General features: G+C 41.2%; 18 protein-coding genes. 6 read left to right on the top strand and 12 right to left on the bottom strand.

Translation table 11 applies throughout. From position 1 onward, the window contains the following. Positions 1-18 precede the first annotated feature (18 nt). Both IQ259_RS07595 and surE read right to left on the bottom strand, forming a co-directional pair. Positions 19-915 (bottom strand): MBL fold metallo-hydrolase, encoded by an 897-nt coding sequence (locus IQ259_RS07595; protein ID WP_193883238.1) that lies wholly within the window; start codon positions 913-915, stop codon positions 19-21. A 352-nt stretch (positions 916-1,267) separates the two neighbouring features. Then, on the bottom strand, positions 1,268-2,065 hold the full coding sequence (gene surE, locus IQ259_RS07590) for a 5'/3'-nucleotidase SurE (protein ID WP_193883236.1): 798 nt from the start codon (positions 2,063-2,065) through the stop codon (positions 1,268-1,270). Between the two features lie 199 nt (positions 2,066-2,264). Here surE and pheS point away from each other — a divergent pair, with 199 nt between their 5' ends. Continuing rightward, on the top strand, positions 2,265-3,257 hold the full coding sequence (gene pheS, locus IQ259_RS07585) for a phenylalanine--tRNA ligase subunit alpha (RefSeq protein WP_193883234.1): 993 nt from the start codon (positions 2,265-2,267) through the stop codon (positions 3,255-3,257). A 418-nt stretch (positions 3,258-3,675) separates the two neighbouring features. Here the strand turns inward: pheS and IQ259_RS07580 are convergent, their stop codons facing one another. Beyond that, positions 3,676-5,118: an ATP-dependent DNA helicase RecQ gene (locus IQ259_RS07580; protein WP_193883232.1), complete on the bottom strand. Its 1,443-nt coding sequence runs from the start codon at positions 5,116-5,118 to the stop codon at positions 3,676-3,678. A gap of 126 nt (positions 5,119-5,244) precedes the next feature. On the opposite strand from IQ259_RS07580, the gene IQ259_RS07575 reads away from it, so the two are divergent. Continuing rightward, positions 5,245-5,682 (top strand): GNAT family N-acetyltransferase, encoded by a 438-nt coding sequence (locus IQ259_RS07575; RefSeq protein ID WP_193883231.1) that lies wholly within the window; start codon positions 5,245-5,247, stop codon positions 5,680-5,682. Between the two features lie 34 nt (positions 5,683-5,716). On the opposite strand, the gene dapF is transcribed toward IQ259_RS07575, so the two are convergent. The 4 genes from dapF to IQ259_RS27520 all read right to left on the bottom strand — a co-directional run bounded on the left by dapF (position 5,717) and on the right by IQ259_RS27520 (position 9,729). Further along, positions 5,717-6,559, bottom strand: a complete 843-nt coding sequence (gene dapF / locus IQ259_RS07570) for a diaminopimelate epimerase (protein WP_193883229.1) — start codon at positions 6,557-6,559, stop codon at positions 5,717-5,719. Positions 6,560-6,735: 176 nt separating this feature from the next. Further along, on the bottom strand, positions 6,736-8,328 hold the full coding sequence (locus tag IQ259_RS07565) for a 2-isopropylmalate synthase (protein ID WP_193883227.1): 1,593 nt from the start codon (positions 8,326-8,328) through the stop codon (positions 6,736-6,738). A gap of 88 nt (positions 8,329-8,416) precedes the next feature. Continuing rightward, the gene (locus IQ259_RS07560; protein ID WP_015114631.1) at positions 8,417-8,947 is read right to left on the bottom strand and encodes an NYN domain-containing protein; all 531 of its coding nucleotides are present in this window, start codon (positions 8,945-8,947) and stop codon (positions 8,417-8,419) included. A gap of 647 nt (positions 8,948-9,594) precedes the next feature. Next, positions 9,595-9,729, bottom strand: a complete 135-nt coding sequence (locus tag IQ259_RS27520; RefSeq protein WP_255525252.1) for a hypothetical protein — start codon at positions 9,727-9,729, stop codon at positions 9,595-9,597. 139 nt (positions 9,730-9,868) lie between these two features. Between IQ259_RS27520 and IQ259_RS07555 the strand changes: the two genes are divergently transcribed. Then, a complete protein-coding gene (locus IQ259_RS07555; RefSeq protein WP_193883225.1) occupies positions 9,869-12,211 on the top strand; it encodes a serine/threonine-protein kinase in 2,343 nt (780 codons plus the stop codon). Positions 12,212-12,256: 45 nt separating this feature from the next. On the opposite strand, the gene IQ259_RS07550 is transcribed toward IQ259_RS07555, so the two are convergent. The 3 genes from IQ259_RS07550 to IQ259_RS07540 form a co-directional block, all read right to left on the bottom strand. Next, entirely contained in the window at positions 12,257-14,425 is a 2,169-nt protein-coding gene (locus IQ259_RS07550; protein WP_193883223.1) for a pentapeptide repeat-containing protein, read from the bottom strand. Next, on the bottom strand, positions 14,415-15,506 hold the full coding sequence (locus IQ259_RS07545) for a HEAT repeat domain-containing protein (RefSeq protein WP_193883221.1): 1,092 nt from the start codon (positions 15,504-15,506) through the stop codon (positions 14,415-14,417). The genes IQ259_RS07550 and IQ259_RS07545 overlap by 11 nt, the downstream gene beginning before the upstream one ends. Before the next feature lie 301 nt (positions 15,507-15,807). Further along, the gene (locus tag IQ259_RS07540) at positions 15,808-17,637 is read right to left on the bottom strand and encodes an N-acetylmuramoyl-L-alanine amidase (protein ID WP_193883219.1); all 1,830 of its coding nucleotides are present in this window, start codon (positions 17,635-17,637) and stop codon (positions 15,808-15,810) included. Between the two features lie 157 nt (positions 17,638-17,794). On the opposite strand from IQ259_RS07540, the gene IQ259_RS07535 reads away from it, so the two are divergent. Continuing rightward, entirely contained in the window at positions 17,795-19,432 is a 1,638-nt protein-coding gene (locus tag IQ259_RS07535; protein ID WP_193883217.1) for a CTP synthase, read from the top strand. Between the two features lie 118 nt (positions 19,433-19,550). Next, positions 19,551-19,973 carry a hypothetical protein gene (locus tag IQ259_RS07530; protein WP_193883215.1) on the top strand — a complete coding sequence of 141 codons (423 nt, stop codon included), beginning with the start codon at positions 19,551-19,553 and terminating at the stop codon, positions 19,971-19,973. 172 nt (positions 19,974-20,145) lie between these two features. On the opposite strand, the gene IQ259_RS07525 is transcribed toward IQ259_RS07530, so the two are convergent. After that, positions 20,146-21,696, bottom strand: coding sequence for a mercuric reductase (locus tag IQ259_RS07525; protein WP_193883213.1), 1,551 nt, complete (start codon positions 21,694-21,696; stop codon positions 20,146-20,148). Between the two features lie 301 nt (positions 21,697-21,997). On the opposite strand from IQ259_RS07525, the gene IQ259_RS07520 reads away from it, so the two are divergent. Then, the gene (locus tag IQ259_RS07520) at positions 21,998-22,144 is read left to right on the top strand and encodes a porin (RefSeq protein WP_193883212.1); all 147 of its coding nucleotides are present in this window, start codon (positions 21,998-22,000) and stop codon (positions 22,142-22,144) included. 124 nt (positions 22,145-22,268) lie between these two features. On the opposite strand, the gene IQ259_RS07515 is transcribed toward IQ259_RS07520, so the two are convergent. Next, positions 22,269-23,036, bottom strand: coding sequence for a TVP38/TMEM64 family protein (locus tag IQ259_RS07515; RefSeq protein WP_193883210.1), 768 nt, complete (start codon positions 23,034-23,036; stop codon positions 22,269-22,271). Positions 23,037-23,192 lie beyond the last annotated feature (156 nt).

The raw sequence follows: 23,192 nt of genomic DNA, 5'->3' as shown, positions 1-23,192 counted from the left end.
TCGCTTGGCAGGCAAATTTCATCCAGACAATTTACTAACAGGAAAAGATTCTGATAATGAGGCTGAAACAGGTACTGGAAGCACCATTCTTTCCCGTGCCATAATTGCTCCAGGAAATTGCCTAGCAGCTTCTGCTCCCACAGCATCCAAAAAGTCATCATTGTGAGCAGGATCGTGGTGGAAGATTACTAGTGTCTTGACGTTAGCAGCTTTGGCAATTTTCACTGCTTCTTGCCAAGTGGAATGTCCCCAGCCAATTTTCGGGGATTGTGGTGAATAGTATTCCTCGTCAGTATAAGTACAATCGTAAATAAGAATGTCCGCATTTCGAGATAGCCAAAGGACGTTTTCATCCAATCTGTCTGGAAAATGCTCTGTGTCGGTGATATAAACAGCAGCACCACCACGCCAGTTAACTCGATAGCCGACTGCCTCACCTGGATGATTGAGGGATGCCGTTTCTATGGTAATGTCATTAATGTGAATAGGTTTCCCTGGTTTGACATTGTGAAAATGCAAATTAGCCTGCATAATCTGCAACGGCACGGGAAAGTTAGGATGAAGCATCTGATCGTTGAGGCGTTGCTCGATAGTTGAACCATCAGGAGCGATCGCACCATAAATATGAAAATCATTTCCTCTGACAAACCCTGGGACGAAAAAGGGAAACCCCTGCATGTGATCCCAGTGGGAATGTGTAAATAACAGATGAGCTTCTATCGGCATTTGGCACAATAGCGATTGCCCCAAAACATGCAGCCCTGTACCACCATCGAAAATTAAGCGTTTGCCGCCCGCTTGCATCTCAACGCAAGGGGTATTACCGCCATAGCGGACAGTGTGTGGCCCTGGACTGGGGATGCTGCCGCGAACACCCCAAAATTGCACGGTAAATTGGTTCTCTATCCTAGACATGGGTGTTGCTTGCTGGACTGAGCGGGCGATCAAGAACAAAAATGTTACTTGTTTGGTTAAGTTTATGCTGTTCTACCACATTTGGTAGAGAATGTTTTTCTTGGTAAAACAGCATACTCTGTTTGGGGTAGATTTTGTAAATGTAGAAGAAATACTGCAAAGCAGTTACCTTAATTTTTCTCAGATTATTATGTATCAGTAATATCAAAGCGCTCCTAACTTTATAACCTAAATTTTGTTGTGATGCTTTTAATTGGTACGGAAAGGCAGAAGTCAGTGGTTCGACTTTGCTCACCAAGCAAGGAGAAGGCAAGAGTAAATTTATTACTCAGCACTTTTTCCTAAGAATGACTTATTGTAGGGGAATTTCCCAGTGTGACAATTTATCTAGTCCTGCTGCATAAGTGAGATTGTATTGTAACGGCGTAATGCTGATGTAATTCTTACGGATTACATGCACGTCAATGGGGACATTTGGCGGTAAATTTAAACCGATTGGAGGTTCTACATCTTCTAAAACTTCTCCTGTTAACCAGTAGTAAGTTTTACCACGCGGATCTACGCGCTTATCAAACACATCAACATAGCGCCTAACTCCTTGTCGGGTAAAAGTGACTCCAGCAATTTCTTCCCACTCAACCGCAGGTACGTTAACATTGAGCAACATCAAATCAGGTAGCGGTTTGGCAGCTAGTTGCTCAACCAAAATTTTGGCAAACTTAGCAGCAGGTTGAAAGTCTTTGTAGATATGACTGGTAAGACTGAAAGCAATGCTAGGAATCCCTTCGATCACCCCTTCCATTGCTGCCGAAACAGTTCCAGAATAGAGAATTTCGGTTCCTAAATTAGCACCTTGGTTAATGCCAGAAAGCACCAAGTCTGGAGGCGACTCTAATAAAGCCCACAGTGCCAGTTTCACGCAATCGGAAGGAGTACCATCACAAGCCCAAGCTTTGATAGTAGGATGAAAAATTGATTCGATAATTTCGGCGCGAATTGGCTGGTGCAAGGTGAGTCCATGTCCTGTTGCCGATCGCTCTCGATCTGGACAAACTACAGTTACATCATGGCCGGCTTCTGCCAAGCAATTGGCTAGGGTACGGATACCCAAGGCAAACACACCGTCATCATTGCTAATGAGTAATCGCATGGGTCAATAGTCAATGGTCAAGAGTCTATGGTCAACAGTTAAAGGATAATTGTCAATGTTTGACATCACAACTACAAAAGAAAAAACATACTTTCATCGGCGATCGCTTATAAACTGGTAAAAAGAAATAGAGTTATTTGTCCTTTGTTAAGGCTTATTACTATTAACTATTGATCATTGACCATTGACTATATAACTAATGACTAGCAATTTAGAGACTCAACTTTTAGCATTACAGCAGGAAGGAGAAAATGCGATCGCTGCTGCTGATACCCTAGAAAAACTAGAGGAACTCAGAGTGAGTTATCTGGGTAAAAAGGGGCAACTGGGGGCGTTATTACGCAGTATGGGGCAGATGAGTGCAGAGGAACGTCCTAAGATTGGAGCGATCGCCAATACAGTTAAAGAGTCCCTGCAAACTAGTCTTGACAAGCAACGGGCTGCTTTGGAATCCGCACAAATTCAAGCGCAGCTAGAAACCGAAACTTTGGATGTCACAATGCCAGGAATTTTCCGCCCTCAAGGTCGCATCCATCCCCTCAATAATATTTTTGACAAGGCATTAGATATTTTTGTCGGTATGGGCTACACCGTAGCTCAAGGGCCAGAAATGGAAACCGATTATTATAATTTTGAAGCTCTCAATACCCCACCTGATCACCCAGCCCGTGATATGCAGGATACGTTTTACCTACCAGACGGTAATCTCCTGCGGACTCACACTTCCTCAGTCCAAATCCGTTACATGGAAAAAGAGGAACCACCAATTAGGGTTGTGGCTCCAGGGCGAGTTTATCGGCGTGATAATGTAGACGCGACACACTCAGCAGTTTTCCATCAAATAGAACTTTTAGCCATTGATGAGGGACTGACTTTTACAGACCTCAAAGGCACAATTAAGATGTTTTTGCAAGCTATGTTTGGCGACTTGCCCATCCGTTTCCGCGCTAGTTACTTCCCTTTTACTGAACCCTCCGCAGAAGTGGATTTGCAGTGGAACGGGCGCTGGCTGGAAGTCATGGGCTGCGGGATGGTCGATCCAAATGTCCTCAAATCTGTAGGTTATGACCCAGAGGTTTACACTGGATTTGCTGCTGGTTTTGGCGTAGAACGCTTTGCAATGGTGTTACACCAAATCGATGATATCCGTCGTCTGTACGCCAGCGATTTGCGGTTTTTACGGCAGTTTTAGAAAGGCAGCAAAAATAATGACCAAAGCTTCTAAATTAAATCAAGTTTTAGACAGCATCGAATAACTATCCCGCTTTTGTCACTTTCCGGGAGGGCAATTGCTAGAAGTCTTATGAGGCAATCAATACAAGCTATCCTATTAGAAAAAAATGGGTCTTGTATTTGTGATTAGAAAATAATCGTGCGATTGCCTACGGCACTGGCGAAGCCAATCGCTTGCTATGCAAAAGCTCTAGAATTCAGCAATAGCAAATGTTTTCGGAGAGTGACAGAACAGGGATAGGAAATACTAAATTGATCTGATCCGTCATCGGCTGGCAGAACGTCGGCGTTCTGCCATTGCTGTGAACATAACTCAAGCACAAGCAGAATACCAAAAAGGTACTCAGAGGTTAGCGCAACGGTGCGCTGAGGTTTTATCAACGGCAATTATCGCAATGTCCACAACGCCAGTTAGCAGCTTCTTGAGTGAAACCAAAGGCATTTAATAAAAACTGCCATCGGCACTGTTTAGTTGTTAAATATTGTTGTATTTGTTTGGTAGCTTGTAGTTGTGTTGGTGGCTGTTTTTGCACTTTTGAATTAATAGAGTAATGAAAAGGATCGAGCCAGTTTAGCTGTCCGCTGCTGTGGAGTAGGGCGAGTGCTATGGCTGCATCGGGAAATTGTCGTGTTACTGCGTTGACTTCGCCTTGTTTTGGCAGTTTTTTGACTAATTGTTGTGCTGTTTGGAGTTGCGATCGCATTTTATCAGCAAAAAACTGCTGTCTTTGCTTATCTCCAGAATCTAACCACCCTGTAGGTTCACTTATTAATGTCAGCGCCTCGGCTGGTTTACCATCTCGTCCAGCCCGGCCAATTTCTTGCACATATTCAGATAATAAATGTGGTGCGTGAAAATGGATGACCCAGCGACAATCTGGTTTGTTAATCCCCATTCCAAATGCACAAGTGCAAACCACAAATGGTACTTCACCACTCAACCAGCCTGCTTCGACTGCACGACGTTCTGTTCCACCTAATCCAGCATGATAACTCGCTGTGGCGTAACCTATCTGAGCTAACCATGCGACTAAATCTTCGCTATCTCGGCGGGTGCGGACATAAATTAAGCCAGCTTGTTGTGGTCTATCTTTAATAAACTTAAGTATTTGTTGTTTCCTACTTCGTGGTGTCCAAGCTATGCGGACGCTGAGATGCAGATTAGCACGATAAGGGTTTAAACGAAAAATTTCAGGTTTCTGTAATTGTAAAACTGTTTGAATAATATTTTGGGCTAAGGGGTCTGCGGTAGCAGTAAAAGCCGCAATACTAATTTTTGTTCCTGGTGGTTTTGATTTTAGTAATGCAGTCCGCACAGCACCTAATCTGCGGTATGCTGGGCGAAATGTTTCTCCCCATTGCACAAGACAATGAGCTTCATCCAAAATTAAGGCGTTGATTTGCAATTGTGGCTGACACAATCTTTCCCAAACTGGCGGACTTAACAAAGTTTCTGGTGATAAGTAAAGTAATCGCAGTTGTTGTCTTTCTAATGCTTGCAGTGTAGTGCGGCGTTGAGATGAAGGCAATTCACTATGCAAAAGTGCTGCGCTGAGATGGCGTTGGCGTAGTTCTTCTACTTGATTTTCCATCAACGCTACCAAGGGGGAAATTACTAATGTTAATCCTGTTTGCAGCAGTGCTGGAAGTTGAAAACAAATCGATTTACCTCCACCGGTGGGCATGATGATTAAAGCATCTTTCTGCCCTAATAAACTGCCTATAATTTCTCCCTGTGGTGAGCGAAAATCTTCGTAACCCCAAATTTTTTGGAAGGCTTTACGAACATCCTGCCAAGATGTTGTTACGGGTTGATTCATAATTTAGGAATAGTAGATGCGCCCTGGCTTTTCCACATTGAACATGAGGTTATTCTGAATATAGCCTCTGTAATCAATAGTAAGGTTCAGTAATTTCATCAGGTTTACAAAGATTAGGGTATTTCTATGAATCAAGAACTAAAACACAAGTTTTATATCAGCACAGATAAATCTAAGTTAGATATTAAAATGATTCATAATTTTCTTGACACATCTTATTGGGCAGCAAATATTCCATTGGCAATTGTAGAAAAATCGGTTCAAAATTCGCTATGCTTCGGACTTTATGAAGATTCTCAACAAGTTGGGTTTGCTAGGGTAATCACTGATTACGCGACTTCTGCTTTGTTGAAAGATGTGTTTATTTTAGAACTTTATCGAGGGCAAGGTTTAGGAAAGTGGTTTGTGCAGTATATTTTGGAATATCCAGAACTTCAAGAGGTGCAAAGATGGTTGTTAGGAACAAAAGGCGCTCATGGACTTTATCGAAAATATGGTTTTGAAAATTTAGCAGTTCCAGAAAGAATTATGATCCGGTTAAATCCTCATGTATACGAGGTTTAAAAAGCATCAAAATAATGCAGAAGCTTACTAGAAATTATATCTGCTCAAATAATTCTGTGGACAACTCTCCTTGAGCAACTTTTGTAACAGATCCTGTCATGGAGATACGAAAATCTTCGTTGATTTGGATAAAAATTTCTCCTCCAGGCATTTGTACGGTAATCATCGCATCACACAAGCCAAGTTTATGTGCAACAGCCGCAGCCGCACTGCTACTACTACCTGAAGCTAAAGTGTAGCCTGCACCTCTTTCCCAGATTTCAATTTTGATTGTGTTTCTATTGATAACTTTCATAAATTGAACATTAGTGCGATTGGGAAAGAAGGGATGAGTTTCTAATATTGCACCATACTTTTTGGCGATCGCCGGAGTGATTTCTGTTAAAGGTATAACACAGTGAGGATTACCAATTGTGACTGCACAGAATGTAAAAGTTGCATCGCCAAGATTGATTTGTTCTTGGATAACTTCTCGGCGATCGCCAACTACTGGAATATCATTACTCCAAAAGCTAACTTGTCCCATTGCCACTTGAACTGTTTTGCCTGTATCTTGAATAACCGATTGCACTATTCCGCCTAATGTTTCTATGGTGAATGGCTGATCACTCACAAGACCAATATCCCAAAGGTAGCGAGAAAAAATCCGCAGTCCATTACCGCTTTTTTCTGCTTCACTTGCGTCTGGATTGAAGATGCGTAAAGCAACCTGGGCTTTTTCTGATGCTAACGGCCCTAATAAAATACCATCAGAACCAATGCCAAAATTCCGATGACAAATTATTTTGATGTGTTCAGGTGTTAGAGGAAATGATAAATCTTGGGGATTAATTACTAGATAGTCATTGCCCAGCGCATGATATTTGTAGAACTTCATTTACAGTTATCCATTTAATTGCATTGCTTGGGTTAACGACTGCACAAAGGTTTGATGTTCAAGAAAATTCTGCCTTGTTTGTAATTCTGTCGACAAGGTAGATTTATTTAACAACAGGGATAAGGGTGTAGCAGTTTTGCTCGCTAACACCCTACACGTGTTGTCTAATTCAGATTTTACGCAGTGACTTCTTCTTGCTTTTCTTTGGTTTGCAAGGATGCGTAAAGACGGTTTAACGCATTCACATACGCTTGTGCTGATGCAACTATGATATCTGTGTTTGCTGCATGACCGGAAAATACTCTCGATTCATGGCGTAGGCGAATGGTTACTTCACCAATGGCATCAATTCCGCCGGTTACTGACTGCACAGAGAATTCAATTAGTTGGTTAGGTACGTTCACTACACGGTTTATTGCTTTGTAAACTGCATCTACCGGCCCAGTACCGATTGCTGCATCGGTTAATTCTTCGCCGTTTGGGGTGCGGAGGGTGACGGTAGCGGTGGGACAGGCGTTGCTACCGCAGGAAACTTGCACTAACTCTACACGGAATAAATCGGGCGCTTGTTGGATTTCATCGTTAACAATTGCTTCCAAATCCCAATCGGAAATTTCTTTCTTTTTGTCGGCGACTTCTTTAAATCTCACGAATGCTTTGTTGAGTTCAGTTTCTGATAGTTCAAAGCTCAATTCTTTTAAGCGAGTACGAAAAGCATTTCGCCCAGAATGTTTGCCCAAAACTATTTGATTGTCTGTTAAACCAATCAATTGGGCATCCATAATTTCGTAGGTGAGTTTATTTTTTAATACTCCATCTTGGTGAATGCCAGATTCATGGGCAAAGGCATTTGCGCCGACAATTGCTTTATTCGGTTGCACGAGCATCCCTGTCAAACTAGAAACTTGCCGGGAGGTTTTATAAATTTGCCGAGTGTCAATATTTGTTAATGGTTCTTCCGATTCTACGGCTCTTCCTAAGAAGGGATTGAAATATTGTCGGCGGACGTGTAACGCCATGACTAACTCTTCTAAGGCGGCATTTCCGGCGCGTTCACCTATACCATTGATGGTGCATTCTAATTGCCGTGCGCCATTTTTGACTGCTTCTAAGAAGTTAGCTACTGCCAAACCTAAATCATTATGGCCGTGAACGGAGATAATGGCTTGATCAATGTTGGGGACATTTTCTTTAATGCCCTTTATTAATGCGCCAAATTCGCTAGGAGTTGTATAACCTACTGTATCAGGAATATTAACTGTGGTCGCTCCGGCGGCGATCGCCCGTTCTAATACTTGATACAAAAATTCTGGATCAGAACGTCCCGCATCTTCGGGAGAAAATTCGACATCATCAGTAAAACTTTTAGCATAAGCAACCATTTCTTCAGCGATCGCTAATATTTCTGATTTGGTTTTCTTCAGTTTGTATTGCAGGTGAATATCAGAAGTTGCAATAAATGTGTGAATCCTACCACGAGCCGCGCCTTTAATTGCTGCTGCTGCTGCTTTAATATCATCGTGTCTAGCTCTGGCTAAACTACAAATTACCGGGCCATCTTCTGTTCCGACAGTTTGAGCAATTTTGCTCACTGCTTCAAAATCTCCAGGACTCGCAAAGGCAAAACCAGCTTCTATTATATCTACACCTAAGCGGGCTAGTTGCTTGGCGATCGCCAGCTTTTCATCTATGTTCAGTGTTGCTCCTGGACACTGTTCGCCATCTCGGAGTGTAGTATCAAAAATGATAATTCGCTCTGGTTTATTCATCTTTTTGGCTCGTTTTTTAGGTTTAGTTTTTTGTTTTAAATATTTGTAACCTTAGTTCTTGTACTCTCATTTTTGTAAATAATTATTACTAAGGCACTTGTCCATCTACTTTTTCTATTTGATCTCTAATATCATTTAAATCTATATATCTGTCCGTAGCATTACGCAACTCTCTGGCTATCATTCCTTCTGTAGACACTACTGTAATATGTGTATTTTTAGATCGTAATAGTTCAATAGCTCTTTCAAAATCCCCATCACCACTAAATAAAACCACCCGGTCGTACTGGTCTACAGTATTAAACATATCAACTACAATTTCTATATCTAAATTAGCTTTTTGTGAATAACGACCGGAGGTATCATCATAATATTCTTTGAGAATTTTCGTTCGGACTGTATATCCTAGACTGATGAGAGCATCTCGGAAACCTCTTTGATCTTGTGGGTCTTTTAAGCCAGTGTACCAGAAGGCATTAATTAAAGTTGTTTCTGATTGCTCATGTTTGAAATATTCTAATACTCGCCGTGGGTCAAAAAACCAGCCATTTTTCTGTTGAGCATAGAACATATTATTTCCGTCTACAAAAATAGACAGACGATTCATCGGAGAACCCATAAAAATTTACACCTAATATATAGAAATGAATTTAGATTGAACAATAGATTATAGCAACTCTTAAATCATAAATTTGCTAATATCTCTGAATTAGTTCCTCATGTATAGCCTTTATCTTACCTCTTTCAAAGCATAAATTCGGCGCAAACATCAACCCAAGCTGTTGGGTGTTACCTCTAACACTATATAAATACGTCCTACGATCAAAATTTACCAATAAAGTTGACTGAGTAACAGCATTCTTAGTTATATAAATGTCAATTTTACTCCTAAAGAGGTAAGGCATAGGTCTGAAAGGAGGATATTGGCTGATGGCCATATAAGCTGTTAAGCATTTAATTCGCACATTGAGTCCGCAGGGAGGCAGGGAGCAGGGAGCAAGGGAGAGGGTTTGCAGCTTTGATTTACCATGAAAATAGTGCAATTTAAATGACGATTAGCTTATCAATACAGTTGAGTTAAGGAAAGTTATCTGTTAAGGCAATAGAGGAAGCTTGGAAGTAAAGGAGAGATTTCAAGGATATTAATCCACTTATAGATTTTACTGTTAACAAAATGATCGACTTTTGGCAAATGTGACCTTGACACAAGAGAAAGGAAGCTTCCTGGATAATATTTTTAGGAGGCTCACATTTTGTGTAGAAATATTAGAATTCCGCTACAATCCAATGCAGAATCGGAAAATTTTCGGCTCTAGCCGATCGCACAATCACTTCTAAGAGGTCAAGTTGTGCGTAAGCTTGACTGTAGCTGGGCCGATATCCTGCTAAGTTCAGGTTCACTAAACAAACTGTGTAGAAGAATATAAGATAGATTACGAATGTATAAGATTCTCATTTAACTCTTGTTTGGGCGTGTTTCTACTAAAAAGGGGAGTGAATAATAAATCAAAGTTGTACGTAAACCAATTATTAACACGATATGGCAGAAGAACCTACATCTACCTTAACCAAAAAACATGTTTCTACTGCCAATATAGCGTCAGGCAAACCCACAAAAGTAACTCTGACAGCAGCAGCACAACAATCTCAGCTAGTGGCTCGCTTCAGTCAAATTCTTGCTGCGGCTTCTGCAATTAGCGCCGCATTGCTGAGTGCTTCTGGTTTTGGCTGGGTTAATTTGATGGAGAGTCAGACACTTTCTGGGTTTTTTCAACTGCGGGGAGCAATAGTACCACCAGCAGATATCGTTATTTTGGCTATCGACGACCAGTCAATCTCACTTCCCGAACAGTACTATAAATTAGACCCACAACAGTATGCCTACCTAGAACCACTGAAATCTTTTCCGTTTAAACGTACTGCATACGCACAGATCATCAAAAAGCTAATCAAAGCGGGAGCGCGTTCTGTTGCAGTAGATGTAGTTTTTGACAGGCCTAGCAGTTACGGTAATGCCGACGATCGCCAACTCCAAGCCGTCTTAAAAAAATATGGCAGTAAAGTTACCTTAGCCGCACTCTACGAGAATTTTGAGAGCCACCAAGGCACATTTACACAACTGACTCTACCTCAAGATATCTTTCACATTGGCTCAGTTTCTCTGGGTTCAGTGAATTTCCCTATAGAAGCAGATGGCAAAATTCACAAACTAGCTAGTGAATTTCCCAAACTGTTAGCGATGAATGATGTCCTGACAGAGAAAGTACTCTCCTTTGATGAAGCAGTTTTAGGAGCAGCGCAAGTCAAATATCCCCAACCAAAAGGCGATCGCATTTATTTTTGGGGGCCAGCGGGGACATTTGAGCCAATTCCTCTGTGGTACGTCCTCGATGCACAAAACTGGAATAACTATTTGCAGCAAGGCAGAGTTTTTCAAGACAAAATCGTGATCATCGGCTCAACAGACACATTAAACAATGATTATCATCCAGTAGCTGTTGATAAGATGGCTGAACGCATGTCTGGTGTGGAGATTCATGCAAATGCGATCGCCACTTTAATGCAGAATAAAGCGATCGCTCAGGCAATTTCTAGTCCCGCTTTGCAAAGTTTGTTTGTGCTGGTTTTAGTTGGCGGTACCGTCTGCATTGTCAATATAACTAAGAATAGTCTCAAGAAATTTTTGCTAAGTCTCGCCTTAGCTAGTGTTTGGGGAGGAATTAGCTATGTGTGCTTTATATATGGTCAGTTAATTTTTCCCACTGCTATACCAATAATAGCGATCGCTTTTAACGGACTGTCTTATCTGGGAACTGATGTAGCCAGGGAAAAGATGAGAACCCGCCAATTAGTCAATATTTTTCAGAAATATAAAACATCTCCTGTCGTTCAAGAAATTATTAGCCAACAAAATGATCTGCAAGACTTACTCAAACAGCGAGATTTAGCCGTATCAGGTAAAACACTCGCCGGACGCTACAAAATTGTCAAAGTTCTCGGCTCCGGCGGATTCAGCGAAACTTACATTGCTGAAGATACTCACCGTCCTGGTTATCCACGCTGCGTTGTCAAGCAACTCAAACCAGCAAACACCCAATCTAAGGGGTTAGAACTTGCCAGACGCTTATTTAACTCAGAGGCGGAAACCTTAGAAAGATTGGGAAATCACCCCCAAATACCGCAACTGCTGGCTTATTTTGAACAAGAAAATGAGTTTTATTTAGTACAAGAATATATAGTTGGTCACTCCTTAATTAAAGAACTTCCCTCAGGTCAAGGTTTAGCAGAAACCTCAGTCATTACAATTATTCGGGAATTATTACAAATCTTAGTATTTGTGCATGAAAACGGTGTGATTCACCGAGATATTAAACCCAGCAATATTATCCGAAGACATGCAGATCATCAGCTTGTATTGATTGACTTTGGCGCAGTGAAAGAAGTCTCTACGCCTCAGATGGAGAATTCAGAGCAAACTCCCTTTACAATTGGGATTGGTACTAAGGGATATGCACCAAGCGAACAATGTTTTGGCCGTCCCCAATACAGTAGTGACATCTATGCGATCGGTATAATTGGGATTCGAGCTTTAACTGGGATTCCCCCCCATGAAATAGATAGAAATGAAGACGGAGAGTGGCAATGGAGAGATAAAGCACTCGTGAGTGATGCCTTAGCTGAGATACTTTGTAAGATGGTATTGGATGATTTTAAACAGCGATATCAGTCAGCATCAGAGGTGTTAGCAGTGCTTGATGAGTTGACAGATTTTCAAGATACTAACACCTGGCAGCAGAATAATTCGTCAATAAATACATTCTCTTTTGATGATTCAGACTTAACTACTACACCTTGGACAGAAGATTCGTCAGAGACTTTATAACCACATAATCATGAATGATTGGTGAAAAAATCATATTGAGCATAATTATGGCAAACCAAAGAATTTAGTAATCAAAGGTAACAGTTTGCCGCAGGTTTCAACTAACTTCTCTGTTGTAGGCAAGTCAGCAATTGTGCCTTTCAAAAATTTCAGAGCGGTTTTTGCTATTTTCTGCATCGTTCCATCTTCTGGCTTTTGGCCTGCTTCTGCGATCGCTTGAATCTGTTCTAAAGCCTCTGCTTTGTCTTCATCGCCTAGGTTTTTATCAGCTTCAATAGCAGCTTGTAGTTCAGTCAGCAGTTCCTTAATTCCGGGTTTTTCTGGTTCGGGAGATGGAGGTAACTGATTAATAGTATTTGTTACATTACCACTAATTGCACCGATAGCAACACCTGTCATTGAGGAATTTTCGCCTACGGCAGCTATACCACTGATGTTTCCTTGAGCGCCACTGATATTGACATTTCCTTTATTTTGTGACATAAAAAATTCTCCTTGATTTTGATATGTTTCTACATAAAACTTCGGCTGATGAATAGCATTCTCTAACAGTTTTTCTAAACTTTGGATACGGTCTTCTTTTTCCTTAATGCCTAAAAGTAAGGCTTGTAAATCACTATAAGGTAAAGATTGAATTTCGGTATATTTTTTAAAATACTCTTGATAAAGTTCTGATCGGTTCGCATCATTAGCTACTATGGCTTGCAGGCGAATCTTGTCTTTTCCTCTGCCTTCCAGGGCAACAATTTCTAATCCGGCTTCTGGGTGATTTTCTGCTAGTTGTGTAACAGCGATCGCCGCAGCAGTGGGATCAATACCTTCATAGTGAAATAAGTCTAGAGTTTTGAATTTATTAGCTACTTGACGCGGATCAATATTTTGTGTTTGGTAGAGGTTGAGTGTTTTGATAATTGGGGCAATAAATTCCGCAAAGTCTCCTGGCTGAAAAATTTCTCGACGATTATCAGGTTTACGGCAAGGATCAGGATCATCCTTGGTTGGTAGCTGCATATATATATAATCACACTTGATCTGCTCAAATTTTGTGTCAGTCGAAATTCCCCAATTTTGAATATAAGCTCCTGTTAAACAAGCTTGATTAAGAATAGTTTGATATAGCTGTGCTTGACAAAGTTTTGCACCTGCTAAATTAGCATTTTGTAAATTGGCTTCGCTTAAATCTGTACCAATAAAACTAGCATCTTGTAAGTTAGCATTTTCCAGATTTAGTTCTCTGAGATTTAAGCGATCAAAATTTTTTTCTCTCCCTTCTTTGGTAACAACTAACTGCCGTAATTTAGGATTTTCTAAATATGTACCTTCTAAACGCGCTTGAGCTAGATTTTTTGTTTGCAACCAGCAGGTGTGGGTGAGGGTAGCTTGGCGGAAATCTACACTTTTGAGGTTAGCTTGGGTAAAGTTAGCATCCGTTAAATTTGCACCACGAAAGCTAGTTCCACCTTGGGAAACAATACTAACGGCTAAGGAGCGAATGAGCAAGTATTTCTGATTTCCGGTTATAGCTTGCCAACCTACATAAATACCAATGGCGATCGCCACTAAACCAACTAACCCAGCCATCAGGTATGCTGTAACTTGCGATCGCACTCCCAATAATGCACCCAGAACACCACCCAATACAGCAATTACTCCGGTTAAATTTACAATTCCCGGCAACGCCATAACTCTGGCTACGGCTACAGCTAAAGCCATATTTACAACACCAGCTATTGAGCCAGCTAAAGCCAGTATCGCTAATATTGCTCCAACTGCCGAAGCATTTCCTATCTCATTTTCGGGTAACAATGCTAATAAAATGATTGAGCAAGCAGCTACTACTTCCGCTAATGTTGCTAGTAGTAAACCTAAACCTTGCCAGAGAATAATAATTAAAAAAATCGCTAAAGTAAATATTGATATTATTCCAAAAGCAGGGGATATGTTAGCATTGCCACTTAACAAATCCCCGATGATTGCACCACCATAAGCGGCAATTAATCCGGCAAATAACGACACAATTAATGATAAAATAACATAAGCAATCCCTTGAAAAATTGGCAACCCTGCCTTGGTACAGGTAAAATTTGCACAAACGAGAATAGCATTACTAAAATTTGCGCCACGGATATTAGCATGACTGAAATCGACTCCCGTGAGGTTTTTTCCCCGGAAGTCTTTACCCCTTAAATTAGCATTGGTAAATTCATTTGCCATTACTATTCAACCGTACTACTGAGGGGCATTTCCATCTCAGTACAGACCTGATTATTGGGATTTTACACATAATCGGTGGGTTGTTGCTGACATGAGTAGATGTTGCTTCTTTTACTAAGAATACACTTGTGGCTTCTCTCTCCTCAAGGCTGATAATCGCATAAGCTGCGCGATCGCGAACATAACTATCTGGATCTTTACGTGCGTTATTCAGAGCCAGATAAACATCTTCAAACAGATTCGGATACGCATCTTCTACATAACGGCCAAGCTTCCCTAAAGTATCAGCCGCTTGAGCGCGTACTTGAGGGTCAGGATTTTGTAGAGCCACAATTAAAGCGGGAACATGATCTTCAATTTTGCTCAACGCATAAGCTACATGAGCGACAAAATCACGATTTGGATCTTGGAGTGCGTTAGTCAGCACCGGAACAGCCTCTTTTGCTTCTGCTTCCATACCAAATTCTCCTAGAGCATAAGCCGCATAAACGCGCACATTATTATTTGGGTCTTTCAGTGCATTAGTCAAAGCCGGAACAACATCTTTTGCTTGTGTTCCAATTTCTCCCAGTGCATCAGCAGCAAGAGCGCGAACACTACTATCTGAATCTTGGAGTGCATTAATCAGAGCCGGAACAGCTTCGTTTGCTTCTATACCAAGTTTTCCTAAAGCATCAGCAGCTTTTTCGCGTATAGTAGGAGATGTATTTCCTAAAGCGCTAATTAAAGCGGGAACAGGATCTTTACCAATTTTTTTCAGAGCATTGGCAGCGACTACCCGTACATCTTTGCTTTTGTTATTTAATAAATTATTCAACAAAGGTACTGCTGGTGATGATTCTGCACCAATTTCACCCAGTGCAGCAATCATAGTGATGCGGAGGTTTTCATCTAAGGTATTTAAACTTTTGATAAGAGATGGAACGGCTTTAGACTTACAGGCTACCAGGGCATTAAAATCAGCAAGTTCACCTTTGTTTAGTTGCTGGATATGCTTTTGAATTTCTAGCTCAGTGCAGCAATGCTGAGTTGATGAAGTTTGCGAGATCGCCTTGACATCACTAACGATAGGTATGATCATAACCCCCATGAAAGCTAGAGTCGTCAAGATAGCGGCCGGAGATTTACTAGTATTTTTACGCATGATCAACCCCAGGTAAACAATAATTCTGAGGTAAAATGCCATGCGATCGCTTACGGTAGGGCATAGCCCATCGCATTTTCATCTTACTTTCAGAAAAATACGTACACTTAGTTATACAAACAAGTCTTAAGCTATTACGCCTTTAAATTACACAATCATCTATGAGTTTTGTTAATTGTTAACAGCAAACACGACAACCCCACACCCTATTCGTGACTAGAACTCGGTATCAATCATTTTAAGAGGGATTTTGAAACCACTCTACAAGTCCTTTAGCTAAAGCTTTTGCTAGTTTTTTCTGTTCTTGGGGATTTGTCACCCATTCAAATTCATCAGGATTACTCATAAAACCCAACTCTAACAACACTGATGGTGCAGCGGCTGGACGTGTCAGTGCGAGGTTATTCCAAAACACACCGTAAGAAGGTCGATTGAGTTTTTTCACGAGATAGTTGTGCATGAATACCGCTAGGTTATGAGCTTGGGGATGATACCAAAACATCCCCACACCCTTAGTATTTTCCGCATCACCATTATCAGGCAAAGAGTTGTAATGAATGGAAAGTGCGATCGCCGGTTTTTCTTGACTGATAATTGCTTGACGCTCTGGTAAAGAAACATCTTTGTCAGAGTCTCTTGTCATAACGACTGTTGCCCCAAGCTGCTCCAGATTCTCTCTCAGTAGCTTTGATACCGTTAAATTGACATCTTTTTCGAGATATCCCGTTGGGCCAGTCGCACCAGATTCTTTACCACCATGCCCAGGATCAAGTACAATTTTGATACCAGATAAAGGTTGTTGTCTCCGATTTTTAATGGCAGGCGGATGACGCAAAGCTAAAACCAGGGTTGTACCTTCGTATCTCAGCTGATACCCCCACTGTTGCGCTTTTTTGAGGTTAAAGGTGTATTCTACCTGTCCTGGAGCCACTTGTTGCCAATCTAGGCGAGAAATTACAGGGTCATCATCCAAGCGAATAATATCTGTTTGAGCAGTAGTATTGTAAAGTGTCAGGGTGAAGGTTTTGTCTCCCTGTTCTACATTTGCTGGTACAGGAAACTGTAGGGGAAAAACCATCTCTGTTACACCAGGAAGCCTGCGATATCCGACACTACGAATAATTGAGCGTGGCGGAACAGCACCCGGTAATAGACGAGTCTCCTTACTATTAATCCAAGCACCATAATCCAAGCGTAACCATTCACCTTCTCTACCTGTAACTGCGGCTTGTGTTCCTTTAGGTAGAGGAGTCAGTCGAGAATAATCAGTACTAGGGCCAGTGCGGGCTACACCTGCATCTACCGTCACTTCAGCAACAGGTAACTGTGCGGGGGAGAGGATGACAATTTTGCCAGTCCCCGGTTGAGTGATTGTCTTACCATTCAGCGTCAGTTTAAACTGTGGTTGACCTAAATCTATCTCTTGATTAGCATCTGGGACAACAGCACCAGAAATGATGTTGTTGCCGTAAATTAGGCTTAAGACATTAGTATCAGGTTGTTGAAACGTAGTGCAACCCGCATACTTCCTAGCAATAGACTGGGGAGTAGGTTGGTTCTGCCCCGTGAGAGCGGCCAAATTACTCGGTAGTTGTACCTGTTGGGGTTGAGGTACTAGGGCAACAGTTTGATGAGCAAGGTTTACGGAGACGTTAGCATTAAGGGGTGCAATTGCACTAAAACAAATTAGTTCCCCTCGGAGTCTGGCAATATCTACTGTTGGAGTGAGAGAACCTTGAGCAAAGGCTAACCCCTTTGGTAAGACAGGCTGAGTCGAAAGCCGTGTCACTTTAATCTGAATCGTTTGATTTTTGTGACGTACAGTAAAAATATTCTCTCCCAACTGCAAAGGGAAACTTGGCGAAAAATGACCAGACTGACTGCGGTTAATTGACTTACCATTGATCAGAACCTCTCCGTCTGGTGGTGCTGTACCAATAAAAAAGATTTTTTCTGCACTGGTTTGGTAGTTGGGTTGAGGAAAAACAACAATAAGAGACGAATTTGCCAATGCTACAGAGGAGGTGGCAATTAAGCTGAGTAAGACTAATCCTAAAATTTTTTTCACGACAAAATCACAAGAGATTTCACCACAGTGACTGTGGCACAATTACCAAGATAAAGATGAAAGATAAAGTATCAAGGCTGAAAAATTAAACTTCATACTTCATACTTCACAGTTCAGACGATGTATTTTGAGAAGGCGCGAGAAATTCAAGTTTATTATGACTAAGTTTATTTTCGTAACTGGAGGTGTAGTTTCCAGTATTGGCAAGGGAATTGTAGCAGCAAGTCTAGGCCGTTTACTCAAATCACGGGATTATTCGGTGTCGATTTTAAAACTAGACCCCTATATTAATGTCGATCCTGGTACGATGAGCCCTTTTCAGCACGGGGAAGTTTTTGTTACCGAAGATGGTGCTGAGACAGATTTAGATTTGGGACATTACGAACGCTTTACTGATACCTTGATGTCACGCCTTAACAGTGTGACTACAGGCTCAATTTATCAAGCGGTGATTAATAGAGAACGGCGCGGTGACTACAATGGCGGCACAGTACAGGTAATTCCCCATATTACCAACGAAATCAAAGATCGGATTTTGTTGGTTACTAAAGAGACTAATCCTGATGTATTAATTACGGAAATTGGTGGTACGGTGGGAGATATTGAATCACTGCCGTTTATGGAAGCCATTCGCCAGTTACGTAAGCAAGTGGGACGGCAAAATGTTTTGTATATGCACGTTACCTTGTTGCCTTACATTGCCTCAGCTGGGGAGATGAAAACTAAGCCGACGCAGCATTCTGTGAAGGAACTGAGATCAATTGGTATTCAACCAGATATTTTAGTTTGTCGGAGCGATCGCTCGATACCCACAGGATTAAAACAGAAATTGTCTGAGTTTTGTGATGTACCGGAAAAATGTGTAATTACTTCCCAAGATGCTCTGAGTATCTATGAAGTACCACTAATTTTAGAACGAGAAGGTCTGGCAGAACAAGCACTAGCGTTGCTGCATATGGAACCACGTCAACCTGATTTGACAAAGTGGCAGACGATGGTAGAAAGGCTTTACAGTCCTAAACACACTCTGGAAATTGCCATTGTTGGTAAATATGTGCGGTTAAGTGATGCTTATTTATCTGTAGTGGAAGCATTGCGTCATGGAGCAATTGCCACCCACGCTGATTTACGCTTGCGATGGATAAACTCAGAAGTCTTAGAAACTGAACCAGCCGAAAATTATCTTGAAGGTGTGGACGGTGTGCTTGTACCAGGTGGCTTTGGTACCCGTGGGGTAGATGGTAAAATTGCTGCCATCCAATATGCCCGCGATCGCCATATACCCTTTTTGGGTTTATGCTTGGGAATGCAATGCGCTGTCATTGAATGGGCAAGAAACATCGGCGGGTTTGCAGATGCTAATAGTGCTGAATTTGACCCCAATACTACCAATCCAGTCATTAACCTGTTGCCAGAACAGCAGGATGTGGTCGATTTAGGCGGGACAATGCGCCTTGGTGTATATCCTTGTCATATTCGTCCTAATACTTTAGCTGCCCAACTTTATCAAAAGCAAGTAGTAGAGGAACGGCATCGACATAGATACGAGTTCAACAATACTTATAGTCAGCTGTTGTTAGAATCTGGCTATGTTATAAGTGGTACTTCCCCCGATGGCCGTTTAGTGGAAATTGTGGAACTTCCCAATCATCCTTTCTTTATCGCTTGCCAATTTCACCCAGAGTTTCAATCGCGCCCTAGCAATCCCCATCCTTTATTTAAAGGATTTATGCAGGCTGCGATCGCTCTTAACTATCATAATTCTAGTCTACAAACGCCTGTAGAAGTATCTTAACGAATTCAAAGTCAATTTTTGAGCTTTGAACTCACCTACACCAACATTGACTTAGGGCTGACAGATTTTGTTATACAGGGTTAGCATCATTTTTTCATATAGGACTTAAGGAGATGTTGTGCCGTACTGGATGAGAATCTTTTACGAGAGGAAAGAATATGTGATTAATTTTGACCGTGTTAATGCTTTTTGCTACGAAAAAAACGGTAGAGTAACTTTCTGGTTGCCCGATAGTGCCATTCCAATTGTAATTAATCCCCAAAGTAACTTAGAAGACTATCACAAAGTTATAAAATATCTCGAAAAAGTCACTGATGTAGAAGTAGAAAATATCCATTGGGTAAAAATTATCGATGACAAAAATGAATATATAGTTAACCTCAACTGCATCAGTTCTTTTTGCCAAGAATCCAATGGAAGGATAAGTTTTTGGTTGCCGGATGGTACTATCCCAATTATTATAAATCCCTTAAGTAACCCGGATTCTTATCAAAAAGTCTTGCAATTTGTGAAAAATACAACGGGATATTCTTTGTCCTAAACAACAATTAATTCTCCAAAGCGTTTCCAAAAACGTTGTATTTTTTTACGCGCATTTGGTAGGCTTACACCGCTATGCGGAAGTCAAAAATCAAAAATCAAAAGTATTATGAAACAAGCTCTTTAGGGCTTTTAAATGGTCTGTTTATTTACGCCATTTTGTACTAGGGTTTTCATGAAAGCTTGGTCAAAAATCCCAGAATTCGTTTGGTGTTGGCAGTCAAGAGAGTGCGACGGTAGGCATCTGCGGCTTTTTTTATGGCTTCCGCTTGGGTGGGATAGGGATGAATGACACTGCTTAATTTACTCAAACCTATTTTATTAACAATTGCGGTGGAGATTTCCGAAATCATTTCACCTGCATGAGCAGCAACGATGGTAGCACCGATAATTTCGTCAGAGCCTTTTTTGTGGAGGATTTTGAGAAATCCATCTTCTTCACCATCGGCGATCGCTCGGTCTACACTACTAAAAGGAATTGTAATTGTCGTTATCTCAATACCTTTTTTCCGCGCTTCATGTTCGTACATTCCCACATGGGCAATTTCTGGGTCTGTGTATGTCACCCAAGGCATGACTAAATTACTAAGTTGAGAACGCCCTAACCCAAAGGGCGAAAACAGCGTATTCTTAATGACAATCCGCGCGGCCGCGTCAGCCGCATGAGTAAATTTCCAGTTCATGCAGATATCACCAGCCGCATAAATCTTAGGATTCGTTGTCTGGAGATAATCATTTACCTTCACACCCTGATGCGTATCGTACTCTACGCCTACACCTTCTAAATTCAAGCCTTCCACATTTGGCGCACGTCCCGCACCTGCTAAAATTTCATCCACCGTCACAGAATCTCTATTACCGTTAGATGAAAAGTAAAGTCGCTTCCCTTCGGTAACGGAAACCACTTCTTCTAACTGGCAATTTAGTACCACGCGAATGCCTTCTTGAATGAAGACATTCTGCACAATTTCCGCCGCATCAGCATCTTCTTTATTTAACAGGTGAGAACCGCGATGAAACAGCGTTACTTCACAACCTAAACGGTGAAAAGTTTGCGCCAATTCACAACCAATTGGCCCTCCACCAATCACAGCTAACTTATCCGGGCGCTGAATCAGGGAAAAAACTGTTTCGTTGGTCAAATAACCAACTTTTTCAATACCGGGAATGGACGGACGCACAGCCCTCGCACCTGTAGCGATTACCGCTTTTTTGAACCGCAGGGTCTTCCCGTCAACTTCCACAGTGTTGCTACTGGCAAATCTACCACTACCTAAAAAAACATCAACACCAATATTTTTAAAACGTTCAGCCGAATCATGATGGCTAATACCAGCCCTCACCCGCCGCATCCGCGCCATGACTGCGGGAAAATCAACTTCAACTTGCTGCTTAGGGATATTAATCCCTAAATTTTTGGCGTTCCAAATTTCGCCAATTACCCGTGAAGACCGAATCATACACTTAGAAGGGACACAACCAACATTCAAGCAATCTCCACCCATAAGATGCTTTTCGATTAATGCAACTTTCAAACCTAAATCTAAACCTGCTGCACCAGCCGCTACCACTAATCCCGCCGTTCCAGCACCAATAACTACCAAGTCATAATAATCAGCAGGTTGTGGATTTACCCAATTTGGCGGATGTACATGAGACACTAATTTTTGGTTGTACTCATCTACTGGGCGAACGATGACTCTCTCTAATTCTGAATTAAACATTGGTGGTATCTCTCCTGTGAAACATGAAGTGTGACTGTCGCGGAGGACAAAATACAGCTTTGCGCCAATTTCTCAAGAATGCACTTTTTGAAATAGTTACTTAAATTGACAATACGGTGAAAGCACATACTATCTAAAAGTTTGAGCAATGAAAGTTTTCTCTGACCGACACCAGTACAACGCAACAAAATTTTTATAAATTGTCATTTTTTGCTCTTGACTCTCTAGTTAAGTGGAGAATTTATATTGTTGTAAGTTTCGCACAGAAACTTTGAAATTTATTGAATTACAGGTCAAAATCATGACAAAAACTAATCAAATTAAAAGGTTCTCTCTAGCAGCAGTTGCTGCACTTGCTATTACCGCAGTTACTGGTTTAGCCGTTTGGGCTGCAACTCCTTGTACTACTCCGACTCCTGACTGTTTGGAGATAGATTGCGACCAATAGTTTGTTTTTGGTGTATGTAAATTTTCTAGCAGATTTTGAGCAAGGGGATGGCACTAACTCAAATTTGAGTTAGTGCCATTATTTTTAAGTGGTCACAATCATCGGACATCTAATAATTTTCTAGCTATAGCACCTCTTCATCTAAAGCTTTTCGGGCAATGCGGGTGACATAAATTGTAACTGCAACTGTCGCAATAAAACCAATTATGCGAATTGCCCATTGCACGGTGGGGTTACTAGGTTGACCTTCTGTACCAATCAGTGCCAAATTCCCAGCCAAAGAACCAATATAAACATACATAATTGTGCCAGGAATCATGCCTACAGAACCAATAAAGTAATCTTTTAAAGATACTCCTGTCACACCAAAGGCGTAGTTTAATAAATTGAAAGGAAATATTGGAGAAAGTCTAGTTAATAAAACAATTTTTAATCCTTCTCGACCAACGGCTCGGTCAATAGCCGCAAAATTTTGATTATCTGCAATTTTACGTGCAACCCAACCCCTGGCTAAATAACGTCCCACCAAAAATGCAGATGTCGCGCCCATAGTTGCACCAACAAACACATACAAAGAACCCCAAACCACACCAAAGACAACACCTGCACCTAAGGTGAGAATTGAACCAGGTAAAAAAGCAACGGTGGCAATAATATAAAGTCCAATAAAGGCTATTGCTCCCACTGTTCCCAGGCTATCAATCCATTGCAAAGCATCACGTAATATCGCTTGGGGATTGAAGGAGTTGGTTTGTGATGCTGTTTGTGCTAAGGCAGATTCTGAGTGAAAAAAAATTGCGATCGCTAAAGTTGCGATAACTAAATTCGGCAACAAATAAGCTTTTCTTAATTGTAGAAATTTTAGAGGATTTACTAACAATTTATTGTTCATATTCTTGTTAATCACTCAAGGCAAAAGTTAGAGGCTGTTTTAAAAGTCTAAGAGGTGGTAAAAAAACTCTCTCAGTATATGCTGTGAATAGATAATAGACAGCACTGAGAGAGCAACATGAGTAAAGCATACCCTAGCAATCTGACCCGCGCCCAA

It is taken from the genome of Fortiea sp. LEGE XX443 (genome assembly GCF_015206815.1).
GTDB lineage: Bacteria > Cyanobacteriota > Cyanobacteriia > Cyanobacteriales > Nostocaceae > Nostoc_B.
This window is presented reverse-complemented; position numbering and strand designations above follow the sequence as displayed.

Coding starts and splice junctions, on each gene's coding strand:
- IQ259_RS07595 (WP_193883238.1), bottom strand. CDS start 915: ATGTCTAGGATAGAGAACCAATTTACCGTGCAATTTTGGGGTGTTCGC.
- surE (WP_193883236.1), bottom strand. CDS start 2,065: ATGCGATTACTCATTAGCAATGATGACGGTGTGTTTGCCTTGGGTATC.
- pheS (WP_193883234.1), top strand. CDS start 2,265: ATGACTAGCAATTTAGAGACTCAACTTTTAGCATTACAGCAGGAAGGA.
- IQ259_RS07580 (WP_193883232.1), bottom strand. CDS start 5,118: ATGAATCAACCCGTAACAACATCTTGGCAGGATGTTCGTAAAGCCTTC.
- IQ259_RS07575 (WP_193883231.1), top strand. CDS start 5,245: ATGAATCAAGAACTAAAACACAAGTTTTATATCAGCACAGATAAATCT.
- dapF (WP_193883229.1), bottom strand. CDS start 6,559: ATGAAGTTCTACAAATATCATGCGCTGGGCAATGACTATCTAGTAATT.
- IQ259_RS07565 (WP_193883227.1), bottom strand. CDS start 8,328: ATGAATAAACCAGAGCGAATTATCATTTTTGATACTACACTCCGAGAT.
- IQ259_RS07560 (WP_015114631.1), bottom strand. CDS start 8,947: ATGGGTTCTCCGATGAATCGTCTGTCTATTTTTGTAGACGGAAATAAT.
- IQ259_RS07555 (WP_193883225.1), top strand. CDS start 9,869: ATGGCAGAAGAACCTACATCTACCTTAACCAAAAAACATGTTTCTACT.
- IQ259_RS07550 (WP_193883223.1), bottom strand. CDS start 14,425: ATGGCAAATGAATTTACCAATGCTAATTTAAGGGGTAAAGACTTCCGG.
- IQ259_RS07545 (WP_193883221.1), bottom strand. CDS start 15,506: ATGATCATACCTATCGTTAGTGATGTCAAGGCGATCTCGCAAACTTCA.
- IQ259_RS07535 (WP_193883217.1), top strand. CDS start 17,795: ATGACTAAGTTTATTTTCGTAACTGGAGGTGTAGTTTCCAGTATTGGC.
- IQ259_RS07525 (WP_193883213.1), bottom strand. CDS start 21,696: ATGTTTAATTCAGAATTAGAGAGAGTCATCGTTCGCCCAGTAGATGAG.
- IQ259_RS07520 (WP_193883212.1), top strand. CDS start 21,998: ATGACAAAAACTAATCAAATTAAAAGGTTCTCTCTAGCAGCAGTTGCT.
- IQ259_RS07515 (WP_193883210.1), bottom strand. CDS start 23,036: ATGAACAATAAATTGTTAGTAAATCCTCTAAAATTTCTACAATTAAGA.